The sequence below is a fragment of the Lichenicoccus roseus genome, assembly GCF_005844085.1.
Classification (GTDB): Bacteria; Pseudomonadota; Alphaproteobacteria; order Acetobacterales; family Acetobacteraceae; genus Lichenicoccus; species Lichenicoccus roseus.
In genome coordinates, this window is the sequence record NZ_VCDI01000001.1 from 765,514 (window position 1) to 788,469 (window position 22,956).

Genomic DNA, 22,956 nt, shown 5'->3' on the forward strand with positions numbered 1-22,956 from the left:
GCACGGTACTCTAGCGTGAACCGCCCGCATCCCGCAGCGTCAAACAGGCGAACCAGAAAGAGACCCTGACGATGGAACACAGATTTCTTGGCCGCTCCGGCTTCAAGGTGCCGGTGCTGAGCCTGGGCACCGGCACCTTCGGCGGCGGCAACGAGTTCTTCAAGGCCTGGGGCGACACCGACGTGCAGGGCGCGACCCGGCTGGTCGATATCTGCCTCGAGCACGGCCTGACCATGTTCGACAGCGCCGACATCTACTCCAAGGGCCTGGCGGAGGAAGTGCTGGGCGGCGCCATCAAGGGCCGCAGGGAGAAGGTCATCATCTCGACCAAGGCGACCTTCCGCTTCGGCGACGACCCGAATGACGTCGGCTCCTCGCGCCACCACCTGATCCACTCGGTCGAGCAGTCGCTGCGTCGTCTTGGCACCGACTATATCGACCTGTTCCAGCTGCACGGCTTCGACGCCAGGACCCCGGTCGAGGAGACGCTGAACACGCTCGACGACCTCGTCCGCGCCGGCAAGATCCGCTATCTGGGGGTGTCGAACTTCTCCGGCTGGCACCTGATGAAGTCGCTCTCGGTGTCCGAGCGCTACAACCTGTCACGCTACGTCGCCAACCAGACCTACTACTCGCTGATCGGCCGCGACTACGAGTGGGAGCTGATGCCGCTCGGCCTGGAGCAGGGCGTCGGCGCGGTGGTCTGGAGCCCGCTCGGCTGGGGCCGCCTGACCGGCAAGATACGCCGTGGCGAGCCGCTGCCCGCCGGATCGCGCCTGCACGTGACCGCCGCCAACGGGCCGCCGGTGGCCGACGAGCACGTCTACAAGGTGGTGGACGCGCTGGACCGCGTGGCCGAGGAGACCGGCAAGACGGTGCCGCAGATCGCACTGAACTGGCTGCTGCAGCGCCCGACGGTGTCCAACATCATCGTCGGCGCCCGCAACGAGGAGCAGCTGCGGCAGAACCTGGGCGCGGTGGGCTGGAACCTGACCCCGGCGCAGGTGGCCGCATTGGACGAGGCCAGCACGGTGACCCTGCCTTACCCGTTCTGGCACCAGGCCGGGTTCGGCGAGCGCAATCCGACGCCGGTCTGAGACGACGTCAGGCGGCGGTCTTGCCTTGTGCAAAGGCCGCCGCCGCAGCGATCTGCTCCTCGGTCGGCGTCTGCCCGGTGTAGAGGATGAACTGCTCGACCGCCTGCACGGTCTGGATCTCGGCACCGGTCACGACCCGCTTGCCGAGCACCCGCGCTGCCTTGATGGTCGGGGTCTCCGACGGCAGCGCCACCGCATCGACCACCACGCGCGCCGCCTCGATCATCGCCTGCGGGAAAGCGAGATCATCAACCTCCGGCCCGCCCTCCATTCCGACCGGAGTGACATTGATCAACATGCCCGCTTCCGCATCGGCAAGCCCGGACGCCCAGCGATAGCCGCACGCCTCCGCAAGCGCAGGGCCGGTCGTCTTGTTGCGGGCGACGATGGTGCCGTTCCGGAAGCCGTTGTCGCGCAAGGCCGAGGCCACCGCCTTCGCCATGCCACCGCTGCCGGTCAGCAGGAACGGGATGTCGCGGTCGATCGGTGTCTCTGCGACGAGCCGCACGATGGCGATGTAGTCGGTGTTGTAGGCGTGCAGGTGGCCAACCGTATTGACGATGGTGTTGACCGAGCCGATCGCCTCCGCAGACGGATCGAGGCTGTCCAGCATCGGGATGCAGGCTTCCTTGAACGGCATCGATACAGCGCAGCCGCGAATGCCGAGCGCACGTATGCCGTGGATCGCGCCCTCGAGATCGCGCGTGCTGAACGCCTTGTAGACGTAGTCCAGCCCCAGCGCCTCGTAGAGATGGTTGTGGAAGCGGGTGCCGAAATTGCCCGGCCGCGCCGACAGCGACATGCACAGCTTCGTCGTGCGGTTGATCGACAGCTTGCTCATGACGCGCTCAGGCGCTCCGCTGCAGCTTGAAGGACGCCCATTCCTCGCCGACCGCGCTCGCCAGGTGCGCGACATCGGCCTCGCTGTGCAGCGGCGTCGGCGTCAGGCGCAGGCGCTCGCTGCCGCGCGGAACGGTCGGATAGTTGATCGGCTGCACGTAGATGCCGTGCCGCGACAGCAGCCGCTCCGACATCATGCGCGTCGCCACCGGGTCGCCCACGATCACCGGCACGATATGCGACGGATTGTCGAGGTGCGGCACCCCCTCGCGCTCCAGCGCCCGGCGCACCTGCGACACCCGCAGCTGGTGCAGCGCACGCAGGTCGTCGGCATCGCGCAGCGCACGGATGCTTGCGATGGCGCCTGCCGTCAGAGCGGGCGGCGGCGCGGTGGTGAAGATGTAGCCGGACGCGAACGAGCGCACGTAGTCGCACATGGCCGCCGAGCCCGCGATGTAGCCGCCGACGATGCCGAAACCCTTGGCCAGCGTACCCTCGATGATGGTGATGCGGTCGGCAACGCCGTCTCGTGCGGCAATGCCCGCACCATGTGGGCCATACAGCCCGACCGCGTGCACCTCGTCCAGGTAGGTCATCGCGTCATGCCGCTCGGCGACGTCGCACAGTTCGGCGATCGGTGCGATGTCGCCATCCATCGAGTACACGCTCTCGAACACCACGAATTTCGGCGCATCCGGCGGCAGGTCGTCCAGCCGGCGCTCCAGGTCGCGCGGATCGTTGTGGGCAAAGATCTGCCGCTCGGCGCGGCTGTGCCGGATGCCCTCGATCATCGAGGCATGATTGCCGGCATCCGACAGCACGATGCAGCCCGGCACCCTTGCCGCGATGGTGCCCAGCGTCGCCCAGTTCGACATGTAGCCGGAGCCGAACAGCAGCCCGGCCTCCTTGCCATGCAGCCGGGCCAGCTCCTGCTCCAGCAGCACGTGCTGGCTCGAGGTGCCGGAGATGTTGCGGGTGCCACCGGCGCCGGCGCCGAGCCGGTCGATCGCCTCGTGCATGGCGGCCAGCACGGACGGGTTCTGGCCCATGCCGAGATAGTCGTTGGAGCACCAGATCGTCACCTCGCGGGTGTCGGACTGCGCCCCGTGGTCGCGGGCGTTCAGCAAGGTGGCGCGCGGGAAGTCGCCGGCATGGCGCTCGAGCTCCGCGAATACCCGGTAGTTGCCTTCGGCGCGCAGCCGGTCGAGTTGCCGGCGGAAGAAGGCTTCATGGTCCATGGCGGGCGAACTCCCTGTCCCGGCCCCGGACGGTCCTGGGCAAGGCGCCAGATCTGATCATCGACCGGCGGCTGTGCAAGCCGGCTGCATGCTGCCCGCGACATAGCAGGCGATCATGCGCCGCGCCTCCGCCACCACCGCCTCGGGATCCAGGCCCTCGCGCAGCAGCACCGGCGCCGCCTTCATCGCCTGCAGCACCATCGGCGCCATCCGCGCCGCCTGCGTCGCCGGCAGGCCGGTCGCGGCCGCCAGGATCAGGCCGACCTTGTCGCGGATCGAGGCCCGCAACGCCTTGCGCAGCAGCGGGCCCTCGTTGCGTTCGTCGGCCAGCGCCACCGCCGCGTCGCGATAGGGGCGCTGTTGCAGTCCGCTGGCGACCAGCGCCTCGGCCAGCGCCTCCGGACCGAGCAGCGGCGCCTGCAGCACCAGGACATCGAGGGTGTCGAGCATGCTGTCGGCGTAGCGACTGAACACCGCGTCGGCCAGCAGGTCCTTGTTCGGAAAGAAACGATACAGCGACCCGATCGCGGTGCATGCCGCCGAGGCGATCTCGGTCATCGTCGCCGCGTCGAAGCCTCTCTCGGCGAACACGGCGGCGGCGGCGTCAAGGATCGCGGCGACGCGATCGCGGCCACGCCGCCGTGTCGGCAGCACACCGGTCCTGGCGGTTGACATTTGCGAGGATACCCTCAAGTAGAAAAGGCGAGACGATCCTCGCATAACATGAAAACCAGGAGCCGCCGATGCCCGAACTCGACCCGGCCAGCACCGCCCTCGTGCTGATCGACCTGCAGTGCGGCATCGTCGGCATGGACTGCGCGCCGCGCACCGGTGCGGCGACCGTTGCCGCCGGCAAGGCGCTGGCCGACCGCTTCCGTGCCGCCGGTGCGCCGGTGGTGCTGGTGCGCGTCGCCTTCGCGCCGGACTTTTCCGATGCCCCTCCGGGCAAGGTCGATCGGGCGCTCCCGGCACCTCCCGGCGGCCTGCCCGCGACTTGGTCCGATCTCGTCGCCGGCCTGGCGCAGCCGGGCGACCTGCTGATCACCAAGCGGCAATGGGGCGCCTTCACCGGCACCGAGCTCGACATCGTGCTGCGTCGCCGCGGCGTGCAGACCATCGTGCTCGGCGGCATCGCGACCAATTTCGGGGTGGAATCGACCGCCCGGCATGCGTGGGAACTCGGCTACGACGTAGTCATCGCGGAGGATGCCTGCACCACCATTGCCTCTGACCTGCATGACTTCGCCATCGCCCACGTGCTGCCGCGCGTGTCCCGCATCGTCCAGGCATCGGAGATCGAGCTGGCATGATGCATCCGGCCGCGATCCGCGACTGGCCGCTTCCGGGACAGGTGGCGCTGCTGGTCGCGCTGTCGGTCCTGCTGGTGCTGCCGCTGGCGGCGGCGCGGCTGCCTGCGGCGCTGCTGCTGGGCCCGATGTTCGCCGCTGCCGTATTGGCCGGCGCCGGCGCGACCTTCCGGGTACCGCAGACCCTGTTCGTGGCGGCGCAGGCCACGGTCGGCTGCATGATCGCCCGCACCCTGCCGCTCTCGCTCGGCGGGGAGATCCTGCGCCACTGGCCGGTGTTCGCCGGCGGCGTTGTCTCGGTGGTGCTGGCCGCAGCCCTGCTCGGATATTTGCTGATGCGCTGGCGCGTGCTGCCCGGCACCACTGCGGTGTGGGGCTCGATGCCCGGCGCGGCCATGGTGATGGTGCTGATGGCGGAGGCGTATGGAGCGGACATGCGCATGGTCGCCGTCATGCAGTATCTGCGCGTGGTCGCGGTGGCGCTGGTCGCGACGCTGGTCGCACGCCTCTGGGTGCCGGCCGGTGCGGCGGCGCATGTGGATGGACCGCACTGGCTGGCCGCGGTGCCCCCGATCGGCCTCGCGGAGACAGTCCTGCTCGCCGCCGCCGGCATCGGGCTCGGCCGGCTGCTGCGCATCCCGGCCGGCGCCCTGCTGGTACCGATGTTCGCCGGCATGGTGCTCAAGGGTTGCGGACTGATCGCCATAACGCTGCCGCTGCCATGGCTGGCGGCCGCCTACGGGCTGCTCGGCTGGACCATCGGGCTGCGCTTCAGCGCCGACATGCTGCGCGGCGTCGCGACGGCGCTGCCGCGCATCCTTGGCTCGATCCTGGCGCTGATCGCCGTCTGCGGCGGCTTCGCGGTACTGTTGCACCGCGTGGCCGGGATCGCACCGCTGACCGCCTACCTCGCCACCAGCCCGGGCGGCGCGGACTCGGTCGCCATCATCGCCGCCGGCGCGCATGTCGACATGCCGTTCGTGATGGCAATGCAGATGCTGCGCTTCCTGCTGGTCCTGCTGGTCGGCCCGACGCTGGCGCGATTGCTAGCGGGGCTGCACAGGCCGGCCCCAGAGGCCGAGGCAACGCCGTCTTCCAAGATCTTCGATGAAACGATTCAAGAGTATACAAGGTAGAGCTTGAAGCTGCGGATCCGCTTCCGGTGGTGAGCAGACCTTCGTCCAGGGACTACGAAGTTCGTCCTCGACCGATGCCGGTCGCTCAGGAAGCTGGGCACTGAACCTGGAAGCAGACACTCGTTACCCGGACGAGGAACCCACCGCCGCAAGAGGGACATCGAAATTAGCGGCCATCCTGAAAGGCAGACGCAGTCCCAGGCAGGGCAGGAAGCCCGCCTGCCCTGACGCCCGCATCGAGTCAACGCGCCCGAGCGGCGCCCAAGTTCAGGTGCGAAATGATTGGACCTGCGACCGCGTGTGGATTCTCCCGCGCCGGGAAGTGGCCCACCCCGTGCAGCACCAGACGATGGTAGCCGTTCGTGAAAAAGCGCTGCTGGCCTTCAGACTCCCCGGGCGGGTCGCAGAAATCCTCCGCCCCCTGGATCATCAGCGCGGGAACGGCCAGCAGTTCGCAGCCGTCGACCTTCTCCCGTAGTCGGGCATGGCGTGGATCAAACGCCTCCGTCTTCCAGCGGCTCCGATACCCATGAAGCGTGATTGCCGCCCAGTCCGGGTTCTGGAAGCTACCCGAGACGGCAGCGAAGATGCTGTCGTCGAACCAGTCCGTCGGACCCCACGTATCCCACTGCATGCGGGCGAAGCCCACAGGATCGGCGCGGACGGCCTGGGCTCCTCCGTCCGTAGCCATGAACCACTGGTACCACCAGCGCCGGCTTTGCTCGAACGTCGGTACGGCGAAGCGCCCCCGGGGTGCGTAGCCGATGGCGAGCGACGAGATCGACGCCACTCGCTCTGGAGCGACCGCTGCCAGGATGTACGCGGCACGACCGCCCCAGTCGTGTCCCACGACGGCGAACCGCCCCCAGCCCAAAGCGTCCGCCAGATCGAGCACGTCGTGCGCGATCGCGACGCCGCTCCCGTCGCGCAGGGTGTCGCTGGACAGAAAACGAGTCGCGCCAGAACCGCGAAGCCAGGGCGCTACCCATCTGTAGCCCTCGGCCTCAAGGGCTGGGGCAATGGCGCGCCAGGCCGTCGCATCGTCGGGCCACCCATGCAGGAGGAACACAGGTCGTCCATCCTCCGGACCGCCGGTTTCGAACGCGATTTCGAGAACAGGAGTCCGGATGGTCTTCACTACGGTCGCCTTCCGCACGCTGATGCCAGAGCATGGCGGTTTCCGGCGGACGTGGACATGGGTCAGGCGTCCTCGACGCCCGGCTACAGGCCGATCGCGGCGTTCTCCGCCTCACCGGCGAGCCAGTAGCCGCGGGCGTACGAGGCAGCCGCGAGCGCCTGTATCCGGTCCGGGGAAGGTGGCCCGTGCGGGGCATCTCCTACCGGGCAGCCGACCTCGCGGAACAGCCCGGCGATGCGCCGCGTCGCAATCAGCAGCACGTCTGCCGGCACATCGCCCTGATTGCGCAAGGCGTGCGGGACGCCGGCTGGAATGTCCGCGACCTGCCCGGCGCCGACCGCCTGCCAGGCCGCCTTGCCCACCGGCCCGATCCACGCTTCCAGCACGCCGCCCAAGCCGTAGATCACCTCGCGGTCGGCGTGGCAGTGCATCGGCACCATGCCACCCGGCGGCACTTGCACGCGCATCAGGCAGGGATCGTCGTCGCCGGGCCCGCACTCGGCGAGGACCTGGATGCGGATGCCGAGCACGTCGACCTCGTCGGCCGCGGCTGCCGCTTCCCGGGCCGGGACGGGACGCGGCGCTGCGGGCGCCAGCAACTCGATGCCGTGGCGCGGCGCGGCCTGCACGAGCCGGGCAATGTCGGCCTCGTCCATCGTCGGGCCGCCTTTCGGCATCGGGCGGCCGGCAGCCCGGACGAAGTCGTCGAAGCCGCCGGGCGTGCACAGCACCAGGAAACGCGTCTCCTGCGCACCCGTATTGCCCAGGCGGTGCGGACGACCCCGCGGCAGCACGACCGCCTGCCCGGGCCCGACGTTCATGGCCCGCTCCTCCGTCTCGACCCGCAGCGTGCCGGCGAGCACGAGCACCGTCTCGTCCTCGTTCCGGTGCACGTGCGGTGGCGTCCAGCAGCCCGGCGGATTGGCGACGAGCAGCATCGAAAATGCGCCTGCCATCGCCTCCGCGGAGACGAGGACGTTCACCGCTGTGCCGGCAAACAGGATCGCGCCATCGCGCCGGGTCTGCTCCGTCATGCTGTCCATCTCATGCTTCCTAATTCCGTTGTGGCGACCGACGGTGCGGAGATCGCGCTTCGGCTGGCGCGTGGCGAGCCCTTGTGGTCTCATCCGCCCATGAACGGGGCTCATGTCTCCGAGCGGGACCTGCGGCTGTTCCTGGTGCTCGACGCGGTGCTGGCGGAGCGAAGCGTCACACGCGCCGCGGCCCGGCTCGGGGTGACGCAGTCTGCTGTCAGCCACTCGCTACGCAGTCTGCGATCGAGGCTGGGCGACCCGCTGCTGGTGCGTACCCCCACCGGCCTGGAGCCGACGCCCCTGGCGCAGAGCCTTCGCCCGGACCTGCGCTCCGGACTGGACGCTTTGGAGCGGTTGCTGCGGCACCAGCAGCACTTCGACCCCGCGACCTCCACCCGCAGCTTCTCGCTGGCGACGCCGGACCACCCACAATTCACCATGATCCCGGAGTTCATCGGGTATCTCCGGCAGACGGCGCCGGGGGTGGACGTGTGCATCCGCGCGATCGGCCCGGGCCTGCCGGAAGAGATGGCGAGCGGCCGGCTTGACCTGGTGCTGGCAGGCGCCGAGGCGGAGGGGATCCTGGGCCTGGACCGGGAGGTGATGCGCCAGCGGGTGATCGACGAGCCGTTCCGCTGCCTGCTCCGGCGCGGCCACCCTGCGTTGGCGCGGCCGCTCGACCTGCAGGCCTACGTCGCGCTGCCGCACGTATTGGTCAGCACCACAGGCGGCAAAACCGGGATCGTGGACGAGGCGCTGGCTGTGCGGGGCCTGCGCCGCCGCGTTGCCGTGACCGTGCCGAGCTTTCCGGCTGCGGCCTACATCGTGGCGTCCTCCGACCTGATCGCCACCCTACCGCAAGCGGTCGCGGAACGGGCCGAACGCCTGGATGTGGAACTCAGGCCGCCGCCGCTGGAGCTGCCCCGGGGCGTGGCTTACCTCTGGTGGCACCCTCGCTTCCAGCACGACCCCGGCCACACCTGGTGGCGCCGCGCCCTGGCCGGGGCGCTCTCGCCATTCCGATGTGGCGACGCCTGACGTGCCCGCTGCTGCACCGTCAAGCGCCAGGACCTTCAAGGGTATCCTTGCAGAAAGCTCGGCTTCGATGTCGGCTGAACGCGCGGCTGTGACGACAGGGGGCGCATGGCCGCAGCCTGCTGCCTGGAACAGGAACGTCCGCGCCGGAAATGGACCCGTGCAGGTCGGGAGCGGACCAAGTCTACGTGAAACAGAGGTCTGCCACGCACTGGCTTGCCGTCAGGTCATACCACATCCGAACGCCGCTACCCGCACCGGCGAGATCCGCAACGTCTACTGGATAGATGTTCGCGCTCGGCAGGCACTAGCCATGGCGTCATGCGACAATCAGGAAAGCGCAAGCGCCCGCACGCCGATGTCGCGGCGCCACACGCCGTCCGGCCACTCGATACGCGCGATCCCGGCGTACGCCGCATCCCGCGCATCGGCGAGGCTTGCTGCCGTCGCGCACACGCTCAACACGCGCCCCCCCGCACCGCGCAGCACGCCCGCCGCATCCAGCGCAGTCGCTGCCTGGAACACCCGCACGCCGGCGATCGCCTCGGCGGCCTCGATGCCGGCAATCGCGCCGCCGGCCGCAGGCTTGCCCGGATAGCCGCGCCCGGCCAGCACCACCGCGACCGCGGCCTCGTCGGAGAAGCGTAGTCCAGCGTCCGCGAGGCGCCCCTCGCACATGGCGACCAATGCTGCCAGCAGGTCACTCTGCAGCCGCAGCAGCAGCGCCTGCGCCTCCGGATCGCCGAAGCGCACGTTGTATTCGATCAGCTTCGGACCCTGCGCGGTGAGCATCAGGCCGGCGAAGATGACGCCGCGGAACGGCGTCCCGCGTCGCGCCAGCACCGCAAGCGCCGGACGCACCAGCAGGTCGAGCGCGCGCTCCTGCGCCTCCGCCCCGAAGCCGGGCGGCGGCGAGATCGCCCCCATGCCGCCGGTGTTGGCGCCGGTATCGCCCTCGCCGATCCGCTTGTGGTCCTGCGCCGCGCCGATCAGCACCGCCTCGGTGCCGTCGCAGAAGGCGAACAGCGAGACCTCGTCGCCCTCCAGGCACTCCTCGATCACCAGCGAGGCACCCGCCTCGCCGGGGGCCGCGTGCTCCATCATGTCGGCGATCGCCGCCTCGGCTTCCGCCAGGTCGCGCGCCACCACCACGCCCTTGCCGGCGGCGAGCCCGTCCGCCTTGACCACGATCGGCGCCCCGCGCCGGCGCACGAAGGCATGCGCAGAGGCGGCATCGGTGAAGCACTCCCAGCGTGCGGTCGGGATGCCGGCCTCGTCGCAGATCTCCTTGGTGAAGCTCTTGCTGCCTTCGAGCCGCGCCGCGGCCTGCGTGGGTCCGGCGCAGGCGATGCCGGCTGCGGCACAGGCGTCGGCGAGGCCCGCCACCAGCGGCGCCTCCGGGCCGGGCACCACCAGGTCGATGCGCTCGGCCTGTGCGAAGGCGACCAGGGCCGGCACGTCGTCGGCTGCGATGGCGACGTTGCGGCCGAGGGAAGCGGTGCCCGGGTTCCCGGGGGCGATGAACAGCGAGGCCAGCAACGGCGAGCGATGCAGCGCCGCCGCCAGCGCATGCTCGCGCCCGCCCGATCCAACCAGCAGTACACGCATCGCCATCCCCACTCCCTGTGCCCGGCGATGCTACCAAGCCGACATGCTGCAGGCTAACCTGCGCCGATGGATACGCCCGCGCCGCTTTCGAACCTGCCCGAATTCTCGGTCTCGGAAATCTCGGGGGCGATAAAGCGGCTGCTGGAAGGCTCCTTCGGGCGGGTGCGGGTACGCGGCGAGATCACCGACTACAAGCGCTACCCGTCCGGCCACCTCTATTTCTCGCTCAAGGACGAGGGCGGCAAGATCTCCGGCGTCTGCTTCAAGAACTCCGTACGCGGGCTCGGGCTGGTACCGGAGAACGGGCTGGAGGTGGTGGCGACCGGACGGGTCTCCGCCTATGGCGAGCGCTCCTCGTACCAGCTCATCGTCGAGCGCATGGAGTATGCCGGCGAAGGCGCGCTGCTGGCCCGCATCGAGCGGCTGCGCGTGCGGCTTGCCGAGGAAGGCCTGTTCGACGCCGACCGCAAGCGGGCGCTGCCGGTGCTGCCGGCGGTGATCGGCATCGTCACTTCGGCGCAGGGCGCGGTGCTGCAGGACATCCGCACCACCCTGGCGCGGCGTTTTCCGCGCCGGCTGCTGGTCTGGTCGGTGCCGGTGCAGGGCGAGGGCGCCGCCGCGCGCATCGCCGCCGCCATCGCCGGCTTCGACCGGCTTACCGGCAGAGGGGGCATTCCCAGGCCCGACGTGCTGATCGTCGCCCGCGGCGGCGGCAGCCTCGAGGACCTGATGGCGTTCAACGACGAGGCCGTGCTGCGCGCCGCCGGCGCCTGCCGCATCCCGCTGATCTCCGCCGTCGGCCACGAGACCGACACCACGCTGATCGACTACGTCTCCGACCGTCGCGCGCCGACCCCGACCGCGGCGGCGGAACTCGCGGTTCCGGCGCGGGCCGATCTCGCCGCCGACCTCGCGCACCGCGCCGCCCGCCTGATCAGCGCCCTCAACCACCTGGTGCAGCATCGCCGGCGCCGGCTCGACGCTGCCGCCCACGCGCTGCCCGACCTGCCGAACCTGTTGGGGACGGTGCGCCAGCGGCTGGACGATCGCGGCTACCGGCTGTCGATCGCGCTGCCGAACCTGGTCGCCGCCCGGCGCAACGCCCTGGTGCTGGCCGAGCGGCACATGCCGTCCCCGGTGGCGCTGATCGCAACCCGTCGCAACGGGGTGGTGCTGGCGGCGCGTGGCCTCGCCACCGCCCTGCCCCGCCTGGTGGCGCTGCGCCGCACCGGCCTGATCACCGCCGAACGCCACCTGCACCCGCCCCGCGCCCGCATCGCCGCCGGCCATGGGCGCATCGGTCTGGTGGGCAGCCAGCTGGACGCCGCGCTGCGACGGGCGATCGGCCGCAGCCAGGCAACGCTGCTCGGCCGGCCGGTCTCGGCCTCGCCGCTGCTGGCGCTGCTGCGGCAGCGACGCACGCAGATCGACAGTCTCGAGGCACGGCTGGAAGGCGCCAACCCGATGGCGCTGCTGTCGCGCGGCTATGTGCTGGTGCGCGACGATGCGGGGCGCGCAGTCACCCAGGCGGCGACGCTGCGCACCGGCATGCGTCTCGACCTGGTGTTCGCCGACGGCGAGCGCGGCGTGAAGGTCGAGCCGGCGCCGGGCCGCCAGGGCGCGCTGGGGATCTGAACGTCAGGCTGCGGCGACCGATGCGAGGCCGGTCTGGCCATGGCGATCGTGCAGCGGCAGCAGCGCGGCGCCAAGTCCGGCGGCGCGATCGCCGCTGGTCCCGTGCAGCAGGGCGGCGGGCTTGCGGGACGGCGGCGTGGCGGCCTGCAGCATCGGCTCCAGCCGCTCCAGCAGCGCCGCGATCAGCGCGCGCGGCAGGTTGCCGTCGAGAATGATCGCGTGCACGTCGAGCACCATCGCCATCGACAGCATCGGCATCACCAGAGCATCGGCGCAATCCTGCAGCCAATTCTCGACCAGATCCGGATGGTCGCGCATCACCGCATGCAGTTCGACCGCACCGCCGATGCTGATGCCGTTCGCCTGCAGGTGACGGATCAGCGACGACCCGGACGCGCGATCCTGCAGCGTCGTCGGCAGGCCACGGGCCGGGCGGTTGGCGGCGAGCGACGAGCGCGGCACCGGGATCAGGCCGATATCGCCGGCCTTGCCGGTAACGCCGCGGCGATATTCGCCGTCGAGCACTGCGCCGCCGCCGATCGAGCTGTTGATATAGATGCAGGCGAAATCGTCGAGCCGGCGGCCATGGCCGTGGAACAGCTCGGCGATTGCCACCGCCGCGCCCTCGCTCTCGACAAGCAAGGGCAGATCAAGCAACGGCTGCAGCTGTGCCGCGAGATCGTAGCCCAGCCATGACAGCGCGTCGGCTGCATCGCGTCCCCCGGGCCCGTCCGCGCCCTTGACGCTCTGCACATCGGGACGCAGTTCCGAGCCAGGCTGGCCGCTGCGCCAGGTGCCGATATTGAACGGCATCGCAAGGCCGACGCCGACCAGCCGATCGCGGCGATCCTTCGGCACCGCGCGCCTTACCTCGCCGACGCCGCGGAGCGCGAGCGCGATCGCCTCCGCGGGCTCGGGAAACAGGCATTCGTACCGGCGATGCTTCAGCACCGCGCCGGTGAGATCGACCAGCAGGGCATCCACCGAGCGCCGTCCCAGCTTGATGCCGATCGAGTAGGCGCCACCGGCTTCCAGCCGCAGCAGCGTAGCGGGCTGTCCGCGCTGGCCCATGCGGCGGCCAAGACTGCTGATCAGGCCCTGGTCGGCGAGTTCGAGCACGATCTGGCCGACGGTGTTCTGGGTGAGGTTCAGGTTGCGCGCCAGTTCCGCCTTGGAGGCTTCGCCGAGGCGACGCAGCCAGGTCAGCAGGCGGCGTTCGTTGAAGCGCCGGACGGCACTCGAGTTGCTGCCCTGCCGGGTGACGGTTGACGCGAGCTCGGGATGCTCGTCGCCGGTGTTCTCCGTTTCATTCATCAGGACGCCCATTCGCCGGTCTTGTCGCCGGCCGGCTCCCCTGATGGCATCTCGCAACGCGCCACGGAAGCCGAATTCTTAACTCCCGGTGAATTAGTTAACTTGACGCCGGGGGTCTGGCGTGGGACCACGGCTGCGAACGGTATGGTTGCGCTGCGGTGGGCCGCGTCGACCGGAATGATCGTCCATCGCGCCGTGGGGTCAATCCGGTTTCGTTGCCTTTCCGGCCCAGTGTGGCGGGAAGATCACAGCCAGACAGACGTTTCTCGTGTAGATCAAGACCGCAAGAAGACTTTTGGAGGAAACCATATGTCTGGCTACAACGGGGCGAAGTCCCGGACCGGGTGGCGTGCGCGCCGCGACCTGCTTCTCGCCGCCGGCGCGATGATCGGCTTCGCTTCGGCGCCCGCACTGGCGCAGACTCTCGACAGCGGATCCGGCCTCTTCGCCAGCCAGAAGCTGTCGAACACCCCGAGTGCTAACTACGGCATGGCACCGCTGCCCGCTCCCGAGGCGCTGGTACCGCAGGTGAACCAGTATCTCCGCCAGTACGGCACCGCGGTGCTGCTCGACAACGTCGACGAGTTCGACGGCAACATCACCGGCGCCAAGACCGGTTCCGCCAATGCCGGCCAGTACGGCCTGGAGTGGGATCAGGACTGGAACGTCCTCGCTGGCATTCCCGGCTTCGAGACGCACGCCGTTGCAGTCGGCCGCTACGGCATTCCCGACAGCCGCATCTTCGGCGACAACCTGAACCCGAGCCAGGAGATCTACGGCGCCGGCGGCAACACCGCGATCCATCTGGTGTTCTTCTACGGTGAAGAGACCGCGGCGCATGGTCGCTTCAACCTCGCCTTCGGCCGCTTCCCGTCACAGAACGACTTCGACTCGTCGCCGCTGAACTGCAACTTCCAGAACAACTCGCTCTGCGGCAACCCGAAGGCGTTCGGCGACAACGTCTCGAACTCGTCCTACCCGGATGCGAACTGGGCGTTCCGCCTGCGTGTCCGCCCGGTCAGCCAGGTCTACGTCCAGTCCGGCATCTTCTTTACCGAAGACAACATCTACAACGCGACCAACGGCTACCGTTCCGGCTTCCACCTCGACAGCTCGCACATCAACGGCGAGTACTTCCCGGTCGAAGTCGGCTTCGAGCCGGCCTGGGGCGCGGACAAGCTGCCCGGCCACTACAAGGTCGGCTTCGGCTACGACAACAACAACCATGCCTCCAACTACATCGACCAGAACGGCGCTCCGATCCCCTACACCGGGCTGCCGGCGCAGGAGCGTAAGGGCGGCACCATCGCCTGGGTCTCCGCCGACCAGATGGTCTATCGCAACGGCCCGGGTGCTACCGACGGCATCATCGTGAAGGGCGACTACGTCCATAACGATCCGCGCTACTCGACGCGTGCGGACCAGTTCACCATCATGTCGCTCGATCGCGACTTCTGGCATGCACGTCCGTTCGACACCATCGGCCTGCTGTTCAACTACACCAAGGTCGCGGGTTCGCTCGGCAAGCTCGAGGCACTGCAGCAGGAGCTCGGCGAGCCGATCATCGGCACCGGTGGCACCTTCGTCAGCAACAACGACCCGTCGATCCCCAACGGCGTCCAGAACTACACGATGGACATCGAACTCAACTACCAGATCCACGTGTTCCGTGGCGTGACGTTCGCACCGGATTTCCAGTACTTCATCCGTCCGAACGCACAGAAGAACCTGCCGGACGCAGCCCTGCTCGGCTTCAAGAGCCATATCGAGCTGTTCTAAAGGCAGACACTCTCACCTAGACTTCAGCCGGGCTGGTCTCGTACCTGCCCGGCTTTTCCTTTTTCAGGCCCGGGAGATCAATCCATGCGCTTGAGCGCCTGCACATTCGCGGTCCTTCTGGGAGGGAGCTCGCTATCCGCCTTCCCGGCAGCGGCCAGGGCCGACACGACACTGACCATCGCTACCGTCAACAACGGCGACATGGTGGTCATGCAGAAGCTCTCGCCGGAGTTCGAGCGCACCCATCCGGGTATCCACCTGAACTGGGTGGTGCTCGAGGAGAACGTGCTGCGCCAGCGCGTCACCACCGACATCGCCACCCGTGCCGGCCAGTTCGACATCATGACGATCGGCAACTACGAAGTGCCGATCTGGTCCAAGCAGAACTGGCTGCACCCGATCACGCCGGCCGCCGGCTATGATGCGGACGACCTGATCAAGCCGGTACGCCAGGGCCTGACCTACAAGGGCAAGCTGTACGCGCTGCCGTTCTATGCGGAAAGTGCGATGACCTATTACCGCACCGACCTGTTCAAGCACGCCGGGCTCACCATGCCGGCCGCGCCGACCTACCAGCAGATCCGCGAGTTTGCCGACAAGATCAACGACCCGTCGCACCAGATCTATGGCATGTGCCTGCGCGGCAAGCCGGGCTGGGGCGAGAACATCGCCTATTTCACCTCGCTGCTGAACACCTTCGGCGGCCAGTGGTTCGACATGACCTGGCACCCGATGCTGGACAGCAAGCCGTGGCATGCCGCGGTCAACTACTATGACGGCATCCTGAAGGCCGACGGCCCGCCGGGCGCCACCTCGAACGGCTTCAACGAGAACCTCGCCCTGTTCGCGTCCGGCCATTGCGGCATGTGGATCGACAGCACGGTCGCCTCCGGCCTGCTGTACGACAAGAAGCAGTCGCAGGTCTCGGACACCGTTGGCTTCGCGCCGATCCCGAAGGGCCCGTACGGCCGCGGCCCGACCTGGCTGTGGAGCTGGAACCTCGCCATCCCGGCCTCGTCGAAGCAGATCGACGCCGCCGAGAGCTTCGTGACCTGGGCGACCTCGAAGGAATACATCGCGCTGGTGGCCAAGCAGAATGGCTGGGTGGCGGTGCCGCCGGGCACGCGTGCCTCGACCTATGCCAATCCCGAGTACCAGAAGGCAGCGCCGTTCGCGTCCTTCGTGGAGAAGGCCATCGAGACCGCCGATCCGAACGGCCAGACCGCCGGGCCACGGCCCTATCGCGGCGCGCAGTTCGTCGATATTCCGCAATTCCAGGCGATCGGCACCCAGGTCGGGCAGACCCTTGCAGGAACCCTGAGCGGGCAGCAGAGTGTCGACCTTGCGCTGCACGCGGCGCAGGCCAGCACCACCCGGACCATGCGCCAGTCTGGTTACCTGAAGTAGGACCGAGCCCCGAAGTTGGGCATGGTCGTCTGGAACAAGGCGCTGTCCGGCGCGGCGACGGGGAAATATATCCCGAGGGAACAAGGCCCGGAATGGGCCGGAGGAGTGCGTTCAGGATGTCGACCACCATAGCCACGCCGACGCCAGGGCGCAGGTTCGCCCGCAAGACGAGTCGCAGCGGCGTGACCCTGCCGCTGATTGCCCCGGCGGTCGTCATCCTGCTGATCTGGTCGATCGTGCCGCTGGTGATGACCCTGTGGTACTCGTTCCAGCACTACAACCTGGTCGACCCCACCCAGACCGGCTTCGCCGGTTTCGACAACTATCAATATCTGCTCACCGACCCCGACTTCTGGTCGTCGCTGATCAACACGCTGATCCTGGTCGGCGGCGTGCTGCTGATCACGGTGTGTGGCGGCACCCTGCTCGCGGTGCTCTACGACCAGGACTTCTTCGGCCGCGGCGTGGCGCGCCTGCTGGTGATCGCGCCCTTCTTCGTCATGCCGACGGTGTCCGCCCTGGTGTGGAAGAACCTGATGCTGCACCCGATCTACGGGGTGGTGTCATCGCTTCTGCGCGGGGTTGGCATCACCCCGGTGGACTGGTTCTCCCAGGTCCCGCTGCTCACCGTCGTCGGCATCGTGTCGTGGGAGTGGCTGCCGTTCGCGGTGCTGATCCTGCTGACCGCGGTGCAGTCGCTCGACCACGAGCAGCGAGAAGCGGCCCGCATGGACGGCGCCGGCGCCATCGCCTCGTTCTTCTATATCACCCTGCCGCATCTGCGCCGCGCCATCGGCGTGGTGGTGATGATCGAGATGATCTTCCTGCTGACCATCTTCGCCGAGATCATCGTCACCACCTCCGGCGGCCCCGGGGTCGCCACCACCAACCTCGCCTTCCTGATCTATGCCCGCGCACTGCTGCAGTTCGATGTCGGTGGCGGTTCCGCCGGCGGCGTGATCGCCATCATCCTGGCCAACATCGTGGCCTTCTTCCTGGTGCGCTCGTTCGCCCGCAACCTGGAGGTCTGAGCCGTGCGCCCATCGATTGCCAAGAAGATCGCCATCGCCCTGCTTGGCTGGGGCATCGCGATCGTCATGTTCTTTCCGATCTTCTGGATGTTCATCACCGGCTTCAAGTCGGAGGTGGATGCGGTTTCCACCCCGCCGCACCTGTTCTTCCACCCGACCCTGCAGAGCTACGCCGAGGTGCAGAGCCGCGCGAACTACTGGCTGTTCGCGATGAACAGCGTGATCATCTCGGTGGGCGGCACGGTACTCGCCCTGCTGCTCGCCATCCCGGCGGCGTACGTGATGGCGTTCTTCCCGACCCACCGCACCCGCGGCACCCTGCTGTGGATGCTGTCCACCAAGATGCTGCCGCCGGTCGGCGTGCTGATCCCGATCTACCTGATCCTGCGCGCGACCGGCCTGCTCGATACCCGCACCGGCCTGGTGCTGATCTACATGCTGATGAACCTGCCGATCGTGGTCTGGATGCTGTTCACCTTCTTCAAGGAAGTGCCGCGCGAAATCCTGGAGGCCGGACGCATGGACGGCGCCGGACGGATGGGAGAACTGCGCCACGTGCTGATGCCGCTGTCACTGCCGGGCATCGCCTCCACCGGACTGCTGTCGCTGATCCTGTGCTGGAACGAGGCGTTCTGGTCGCTCAACCTGACCTCCTCGAGGGCGGCGCCGCTCACCGCCTTCATCGCCTCGTTCTCCTCGCCGGAGGGATTGTTCTTCGCCAAGCTCTCGGCCGCCTCGACGCTGGCGGTGGCGCCGATCCTGATCTTCGGCTGGCTCAGCCAGCGCCAGCTGGTCCGCGGCCTGACCTTCGGTGCGGTGAAGTAGGTCGGGTGGTGGACCGGACGCGCGTCGCCCCATATTCATGAGACACGACTTTATCCATCCATAAGAAGGCCGGCCGAAGGTCGGGGAAACTCCATGGCGACTGTTGCCCTGCGCGACCTGCGCAAATCCTACGCCAACCACGAGGCGATCAAGGGCGTCACCCTTGATGTCGAGGATCGCGAATTCGTGGTGTTCGTCGGCCCGTCCGGCTGCGGCAAGTCGACTCTGCTGCGCATGATCGCGGGGCTCGAGGAGATCAGTGCCGGCGACCTGCTGATCGACGGCAAGCGCGTCAACGATGTCGGCCCGGCCCAGCGCGAGCTGGCGATGGTGTTCCAGTCGTACGCGCTCTATCCGCACATGACGGTTGCCGACAACATGGGCTTCGCCCTCAAGCTCGCCGGGGTGAAGACCGAGGAGCGCAACGCCAAGGTCGCCGAGGCCGCGCGTATCCTGCAGCTCGAGCCCTACCTGCAGCGCAAGCCGGGCCAGCTGTCCGGCGGCCAGCGCCAGCGTGTCGCGATCGGCCGCTCGATCGTGCGCAACCCGAAGGTGTTCCTGTTCGACGAGCCGCTGTCCAACCTCGACGCGGCGCTGCGCGGCCAGATGCGCATCGAGCTCGCCCGCCTTCACGAGCAGCTCAACGCCACCATGATCTACGTGACCCACGACCAGGTCGAGGCGATGACCATGGCCGACAAGATCGTCGTGCTGCAGGCCGGCGTGGTCGAGCAGATCGGCTCGCCGCTGGAGCTTTACCACCATCCACGCAACGTGTTCGTGGCCGGCTTCATGGGCTCGCCGCGCATGAACCTGCTGCCGGCGACCGTGACCGGCGCCGACACGAACGGCGTCGCCATCTCCGGCCCCGGCGGCATCAGCGTCATCGTGCCGGTCGAGCCGGGCAGCCTGCGCGCCGGGACCAAGGTGACGTTCGGCATCCGCCCGGAACATCTGACGGTCGATCCGAACGGCACCCTCAACGGCCGCGCCATGATCGCCGAGCGGCTCGGCGGCCTGACGCTGCTGCATGTCGAACTGCAGGACGGCACCCTGCTGGTGGTGCAGACCGACGGCGCCGATGCGACCCGCCTGCACGAGCCGGTGCGGCTGTCGATCTCCGCGCCGCACGCGCATGTGTTCGGCCCGGACGGGCTCTCGGCGGAGCATCTGCGGCGCAATCCGCTGACCGTCTGAACGGCGGCGGGGAGCGCCATCCTCCCCACGTGGATCCACCTGCATCAGATCCAGCCGGTTGTGCTAGGACCGGGACGTACCTGACCAGGAGGTCCCGGCGATCGCGATGTCGAAGCACGACACCCAGCCTGAAGACCTGCCGTCGTCGAGGCCGGTTTGGACCTGAGCACGCAACACGACCAGCCGCGTCCGGTCCCGATCGTCGGGATCGGGGCATCCGCCGGTGGCCTTGAGGCGATCGAGGGCTTCTTCCGCGGCATGCCGGCCGATCCGGACCTCGCCTGCGTAATCGTCACGCACCTCAACCCGCAGCGCGAAAGCCTGCTGCACCAGATCGTCGCCCGCTATACCAGCCTGCCAGTGGAGGTGGCGGCGGACGGCGTACAGGTCGAGGCAAACCGGGTGTATGTGCTTCCCGCCGACGCCCTCCTCAGCATCGTGAACGGGCGTCTCGCGATCAGCCGCCCGAGTGCAGGCCGCCGCGAGCGCCATCCGATCGACATCTTCTTCAGCGCCCTTGCCCTGGACCGCGGCGAGTTCGCGGCGGGCGTCGTACTGTCAGGCGGCGACGGCGACGGCGCCCTCGGCATCAAGGCGATCAAGGAGCGCGGCGGCCTGACCATGGCCCAGGTGGCCGATGGCTACGGTCCGCAGCATCCCAGCATGCCCGACACCGCGATCGCGACGGGACTGGTGGATTTCGCCCTGCCGGCGGAGGCCATGGGCGCGCGGCTGGCGGCATTCGCCCGCAGCCTCCTGGTCGAGGCCCCCGGCGAGGTCGGCCCGCTCGGCACGCCGGCCGCAGCCGCAGGGTTGCGCCAGGAGATCTGCGGCATCCTGCGCAACCAGGTCGGCCATGACTTCAACGGCTACAAGGACAAGACCTTCCTGCGACGGGTGCACCGCAGGATGCAGGTGCAGCAGGTCGACACCCTGGAAGCCTATGTCGAACGGCTGCGGCAGGATCCGCAGGAAGTCGGCGCCCTGTTCCGCGACCTGCTGATCAACGTCACCAACTTCTTCCGCGACGCCGAGGCGTTCGCATGCCTTGCCGAGCTGGTGATCCCCAGGCTGTTCGAGGGCCGCGGCGCCGACGCGACGGTGCGCATCTGGGTGCCGGGCTGTTCCACCGGGGAGGAGGTCTACTCGATCGCCATCCTGGTTCGCGAGCACATGGACACGCTGTCGGCACGGCCGCTGGTGCAGATCTTCGCCACCGACATCGACGATCACGCGCTCGCCGTGGCGCGAGCCGGGCGCTATCCGGAGGCGCTGCTGGACAGCGTGTCGCCCGAGCGCAGGACGCGCTTCTTCGAATCCGGCGGCGGCAGCTATCTGGTTGCCAAGGATGTGCGCGATCTGTGCGTGTTCTCGCCGCACAGCGTGATCCGGGATCCGCCGTTCTCGCGGATCGACCTTGTCTCCTGCCGCAACCTGCTGATCTATCTCGGCGCCGACACGCAGGCGCAGGTGATCCCGATCTTCCACTATGCGCTGCAGCGCGGCGGCTACCTGTTCCTCGGCACCTCGGAGAATGTCGGGCAGTTCGGAGAGCTGTTCACGCCGATCGAGAAGAAGCACCGCATCTTCCGCAGCCGCGAGAACAGCCATGTGGCGCGCAGGCTGCCGCTGGTGCTGAAGGGCCTGCGCGGCCAACCGGTGTCCGGCGATCAGGCGAGGACACAGCCGCGCAGCGGCGCTACCTGGCGGCAGGCGATCGAGAGCCAGGTGCTCGAACGCTTCTCGCCGCCGCATGTGGTGGTCACCCGGGACGGCGACGTGGTGCACTACTCCGCCCGCACCGGCAAGTATCTCGAGGCGGCGGCCGGCGTGCCGACGCGGCAGCTGCTGACCCTGGCGCGCAAGGGTTTGCGGTTCGACCTGCGCTCAGTGATGCGCGAGGCGGTCGAGTTCAACCGTACCGCCACCTGCAGCGGCGTCGTGGTCGAGGGCGATGACGGCCGCCTGCAGACACTCACGCTGATCGTGGATCCGCTGCCGCACCACGGCGAGGAAGAGGCGCTCTACCTGGTGCTGTTCGCCGATGTCGGGCCGACCCTGAGCCGGGAAGAAGCCTCCGACCGGGCCGGGGCGAACCGGGACGGAGCGACCGTGCAGCTCGAGCACGAATTGCGGGACACCCGCGAGCGGCTGCAATCGCTCATCGAGGAGTACGAGACCGCGCTGGAGGAGTTGAAGTCCTCCAACGAGGAGCTGGTCTCGGTCAACGAGGAGCTGCAATCCACCAACGAGGAGCTCGAGGCCTCGAAGGAGGAGCTGGTCTCGCTGAACGAGGAGCTGCAGACCGTCAACGGCGAGTTGCATGCCAAGCTGGAGGCGCTCGACCGCGCCAATGGCGACCTGCAGAACCTGTTCGAGAGCACAGCGGTCGCGACCATCTTCCTCGACTGCCACCTCGCGATACGCAGCTTCACGCCGGCGGTGACCAGGGTGTTCAACATCCTGCCAGGCGACCGCGGGCGGCCGATCACCGACCTGTCGGCGCGGCTCGACCTGCCGGGCTTCGTGCAGGATATCGCCGCCGTGTTCGCTACCGGCCAGCCGCTCGAGCGCTCCGCGGGCCAGGCCGGACAGGCGGCGCACTACATGGTCCGGCTGGCACCCTATCGCGACCTGCAGCAGGTCATCGAGGGAGTGGTGGTCACCTTCATCGATGTCACCAGCCTCACGCAGGCGGAGGCGCAGCAGCGGGTCCTGGTCGCCGAGCTTCAGCACCGCACCCGCAACCTGCTGGCCATCGTGCAGGCGATCGCCCACCGGACGCTGGGCAGGGGCGGCTCGCTGGAATCTTTCACCGCACGGCTGTCGGCGCTGGGCCGGGTGCAGGGGCTGATCAGCCACGCGACCGACGAGCAGGTCGACCTGGCGGAACTGGTCCGGCTGGAACTGCAGGCACACGGAGCGGCGGAAGGGCGGAACGTGGCGATCGACGGGCCGCCGGTGGCGCTCACCGTCGAGCGGGTGCAGACCTTCGCGCTGGCTTTGCACGAGCTGGCCACCAACGCGGTCAAGCACGGCGCCCTGCGGGCCGGAGCGCCGGACAGCGTGGGGCGGCTCGATATCGCCTGGACGGTCGAGACCATCGACGGGTCGCGGCGGCTGTTGCTGGACTGGCGTGAAAGTGGCGTTTCGATCGAGACCGGCGAAACGCCCCGCGGTTACGGGCGGGAGCTGATCGAGCGGGCGCTCACCTTCACCCTCAAGGCGCAGACCCGGCTGGAATTCGGCAGCGATGGCGTGACCTGCCATATCGAGATGCCGCTGGCGATGCGACCAAGCGAAGACGCCAGCGTTACCGGGGCTCAACAGTAGCG

Annotated in this window: 18 protein-coding genes; 11 read left to right on the plus strand and 7 right to left on the minus strand. The window is 68.5% G+C overall.

Annotated elements, in window-relative coordinates; translation table 11 throughout:
- Positions 1-71 precede the first annotated feature (71 nt).
- Complete coding sequence (locus tag FE263_RS03395) at positions 72-1,097, plus strand: aldo/keto reductase (protein WP_138324507.1); 1,026 nt, start codon at positions 72-74, stop codon at positions 1,095-1,097.
- Positions 1,098-1,104: 7 nt separating this feature from the next.
- Here the strand turns inward: FE263_RS03395 and FE263_RS03400 are convergent, their stop codons facing one another.
- The 3 genes from FE263_RS03400 to FE263_RS03410 are packed head-to-tail and all read right to left on the minus strand — an operon-like array spanning position 1,105 to position 3,850.
- Positions 1,105-1,938 carry a shikimate 5-dehydrogenase gene (locus FE263_RS03400; protein WP_138324508.1) on the minus strand — a complete coding sequence of 278 codons (834 nt, stop codon included), beginning with the start codon at positions 1,936-1,938 and terminating at the stop codon, positions 1,105-1,107.
- Between the two features lie 7 nt (positions 1,939-1,945).
- Positions 1,946-3,175, minus strand: a complete 1,230-nt coding sequence (gene hemA / locus FE263_RS03405; protein WP_138324509.1) for a 5-aminolevulinate synthase — start codon at positions 3,173-3,175, stop codon at positions 1,946-1,948.
- Between the two features lie 57 nt (positions 3,176-3,232).
- Entirely contained in the window at positions 3,233-3,850 is a 618-nt protein-coding gene (locus FE263_RS03410; RefSeq protein WP_171033905.1) for a TetR/AcrR family transcriptional regulator, read from the minus strand.
- A 68-nt stretch (positions 3,851-3,918) separates the two neighbouring features.
- Here FE263_RS03410 and FE263_RS03415 point away from each other — a divergent pair, with 68 nt between their 5' ends.
- Positions 3,919-4,485, plus strand: coding sequence for a hydrolase (locus FE263_RS03415; RefSeq protein WP_138324511.1), 567 nt, complete (start codon positions 3,919-3,921; stop codon positions 4,483-4,485).
- Positions 4,482-5,618 carry an AbrB family transcriptional regulator gene (locus FE263_RS03420; protein ID WP_240758962.1) on the plus strand — a complete coding sequence of 379 codons (1,137 nt, stop codon included), beginning with the start codon at positions 4,482-4,484 and terminating at the stop codon, positions 5,616-5,618. Before FE263_RS03415 ends, FE263_RS03420 begins: the two co-directional genes overlap by 4 nt.
- Positions 5,619-5,859: 241 nt before the next feature.
- Here FE263_RS03420 and FE263_RS03425 read toward each other — a convergent pair whose 3' ends face one another.
- Together FE263_RS03425 and FE263_RS03430 are read right to left on the minus strand one after the other, a co-directional pair.
- Positions 5,860-6,756: an alpha/beta fold hydrolase gene (locus tag FE263_RS03425; protein WP_138324512.1), complete on the minus strand. Its 897-nt coding sequence runs from the start codon at positions 6,754-6,756 to the stop codon at positions 5,860-5,862.
- Positions 6,757-6,839: 83 nt separating this feature from the next.
- On the minus strand, positions 6,840-7,799 hold the full coding sequence (locus FE263_RS03430) for a cupin domain-containing protein (protein ID WP_171033906.1): 960 nt from the start codon (positions 7,797-7,799) through the stop codon (positions 6,840-6,842).
- A gap of 90 nt (positions 7,800-7,889) precedes the next feature.
- On the opposite strand from FE263_RS03430, the gene FE263_RS03435 reads away from it, so the two are divergent.
- Positions 7,890-8,828 carry a LysR family transcriptional regulator gene (locus FE263_RS03435; protein WP_171033907.1) on the plus strand — a complete coding sequence of 313 codons (939 nt, stop codon included), beginning with the start codon at positions 7,890-7,892 and terminating at the stop codon, positions 8,826-8,828.
- Positions 8,829-9,155: 327 nt separating this feature from the next.
- On the opposite strand, the gene purD is transcribed toward FE263_RS03435, so the two are convergent.
- Complete coding sequence (gene purD, locus FE263_RS03440; RefSeq protein ID WP_138324922.1) at positions 9,156-10,433, minus strand: phosphoribosylamine--glycine ligase; 1,278 nt, start codon at positions 10,431-10,433, stop codon at positions 9,156-9,158.
- Between the two features lie 66 nt (positions 10,434-10,499).
- Here purD and xseA point away from each other — a divergent pair, with 66 nt between their 5' ends.
- Entirely contained in the window at positions 10,500-12,068 is a 1,569-nt protein-coding gene (gene xseA, locus FE263_RS03445) for an exodeoxyribonuclease VII large subunit (protein ID WP_138324515.1), read from the plus strand.
- 3 nt (positions 12,069-12,071) lie between these two features.
- Here the strand turns inward: xseA and FE263_RS03450 are convergent, their stop codons facing one another.
- On the minus strand, positions 12,072-13,382 hold the full coding sequence (locus FE263_RS03450) for an ROK family protein (protein ID WP_171033908.1): 1,311 nt from the start codon (positions 13,380-13,382) through the stop codon (positions 12,072-12,074).
- Positions 13,383-13,691: 309 nt separating this feature from the next.
- Here FE263_RS03450 and FE263_RS03455 point away from each other — a divergent pair, with 309 nt between their 5' ends.
- The 6 genes from FE263_RS03455 to FE263_RS03480 all read left to right on the plus strand — a co-directional run bounded on the left by FE263_RS03455 (position 13,692) and on the right by FE263_RS03480 (position 22,954).
- Entirely contained in the window at positions 13,692-15,161 is a 1,470-nt protein-coding gene (locus FE263_RS03455; protein ID WP_240758963.1) for a carbohydrate porin, read from the plus strand.
- Between the two features lie 84 nt (positions 15,162-15,245).
- Positions 15,246-16,568 carry an ABC transporter substrate-binding protein gene (locus tag FE263_RS03460; RefSeq protein ID WP_138324517.1) on the plus strand — a complete coding sequence of 441 codons (1,323 nt, stop codon included), beginning with the start codon at positions 15,246-15,248 and terminating at the stop codon, positions 16,566-16,568.
- 116 nt (positions 16,569-16,684) lie between these two features.
- The gene (locus FE263_RS03465) at positions 16,685-17,599 is read left to right on the plus strand and encodes a carbohydrate ABC transporter permease (RefSeq protein WP_138324518.1); all 915 of its coding nucleotides are present in this window, start codon (positions 16,685-16,687) and stop codon (positions 17,597-17,599) included.
- A gap of 3 nt (positions 17,600-17,602) precedes the next feature.
- Entirely contained in the window at positions 17,603-18,424 is an 822-nt protein-coding gene (locus tag FE263_RS03470) for a carbohydrate ABC transporter permease (RefSeq protein WP_240758964.1), read from the plus strand.
- Between the two features lie 93 nt (positions 18,425-18,517).
- Entirely contained in the window at positions 18,518-19,621 is a 1,104-nt protein-coding gene (locus FE263_RS03475; protein WP_138324519.1) for an ABC transporter ATP-binding protein, read from the plus strand.
- A gap of 156 nt (positions 19,622-19,777) precedes the next feature.
- The gene (locus tag FE263_RS03480) at positions 19,778-22,954 is read left to right on the plus strand and encodes a CheR family methyltransferase (RefSeq protein ID WP_205880240.1); all 3,177 of its coding nucleotides are present in this window, start codon (positions 19,778-19,780) and stop codon (positions 22,952-22,954) included.
- Positions 22,955-22,956: the final 2 nt, after the last annotated feature.

Coding starts and splice junctions, on each gene's coding strand:
- FE263_RS03395 (WP_138324507.1), top strand. CDS start 72: ATGGAACACAGATTTCTTGGCCGCTCCGGCTTCAAGGTGCCGGTGCTG.
- FE263_RS03400 (WP_138324508.1), bottom strand. CDS start 1,938: ATGAGCAAGCTGTCGATCAACCGCACGACGAAGCTGTGCATGTCGCTG.
- hemA (WP_138324509.1), bottom strand. CDS start 3,175: ATGGACCATGAAGCCTTCTTCCGCCGGCAACTCGACCGGCTGCGCGCC.
- FE263_RS03410 (WP_171033905.1), bottom strand. CDS start 3,850: ATGTCAACCGCCAGGACCGGTGTGCTGCCGACACGGCGGCGTGGCCGC.
- FE263_RS03415 (WP_138324511.1), top strand. CDS start 3,919: ATGCCCGAACTCGACCCGGCCAGCACCGCCCTCGTGCTGATCGACCTG.
- FE263_RS03420 (WP_240758962.1), top strand. CDS start 4,482: ATGATGCATCCGGCCGCGATCCGCGACTGGCCGCTTCCGGGACAGGTG.
- FE263_RS03430 (WP_171033906.1), bottom strand. CDS start 7,799: ATGGACAGCATGACGGAGCAGACCCGGCGCGATGGCGCGATCCTGTTT.
- FE263_RS03435 (WP_171033907.1), top strand. CDS start 7,890: ATGAACGGGGCTCATGTCTCCGAGCGGGACCTGCGGCTGTTCCTGGTG.
- purD (WP_138324922.1), bottom strand. CDS start 10,433: ATGCGTGTACTGCTGGTTGGATCGGGCGGGCGCGAGCATGCGCTGGCG.
- xseA (WP_138324515.1), top strand. CDS start 10,500: ATGGATACGCCCGCGCCGCTTTCGAACCTGCCCGAATTCTCGGTCTCG.
- FE263_RS03450 (WP_171033908.1), bottom strand. CDS start 13,382: ATGAATGAAACGGAGAACACCGGCGACGAGCATCCCGAGCTCGCGTCA.
- FE263_RS03455 (WP_240758963.1), top strand. CDS start 13,692: ATGTCTGGCTACAACGGGGCGAAGTCCCGGACCGGGTGGCGTGCGCGC.
- FE263_RS03460 (WP_138324517.1), top strand. CDS start 15,246: ATGCGCTTGAGCGCCTGCACATTCGCGGTCCTTCTGGGAGGGAGCTCG.
- FE263_RS03465 (WP_138324518.1), top strand. CDS start 16,685: ATGTCGACCACCATAGCCACGCCGACGCCAGGGCGCAGGTTCGCCCGC.
- FE263_RS03475 (WP_138324519.1), top strand. CDS start 18,518: ATGGCGACTGTTGCCCTGCGCGACCTGCGCAAATCCTACGCCAACCAC.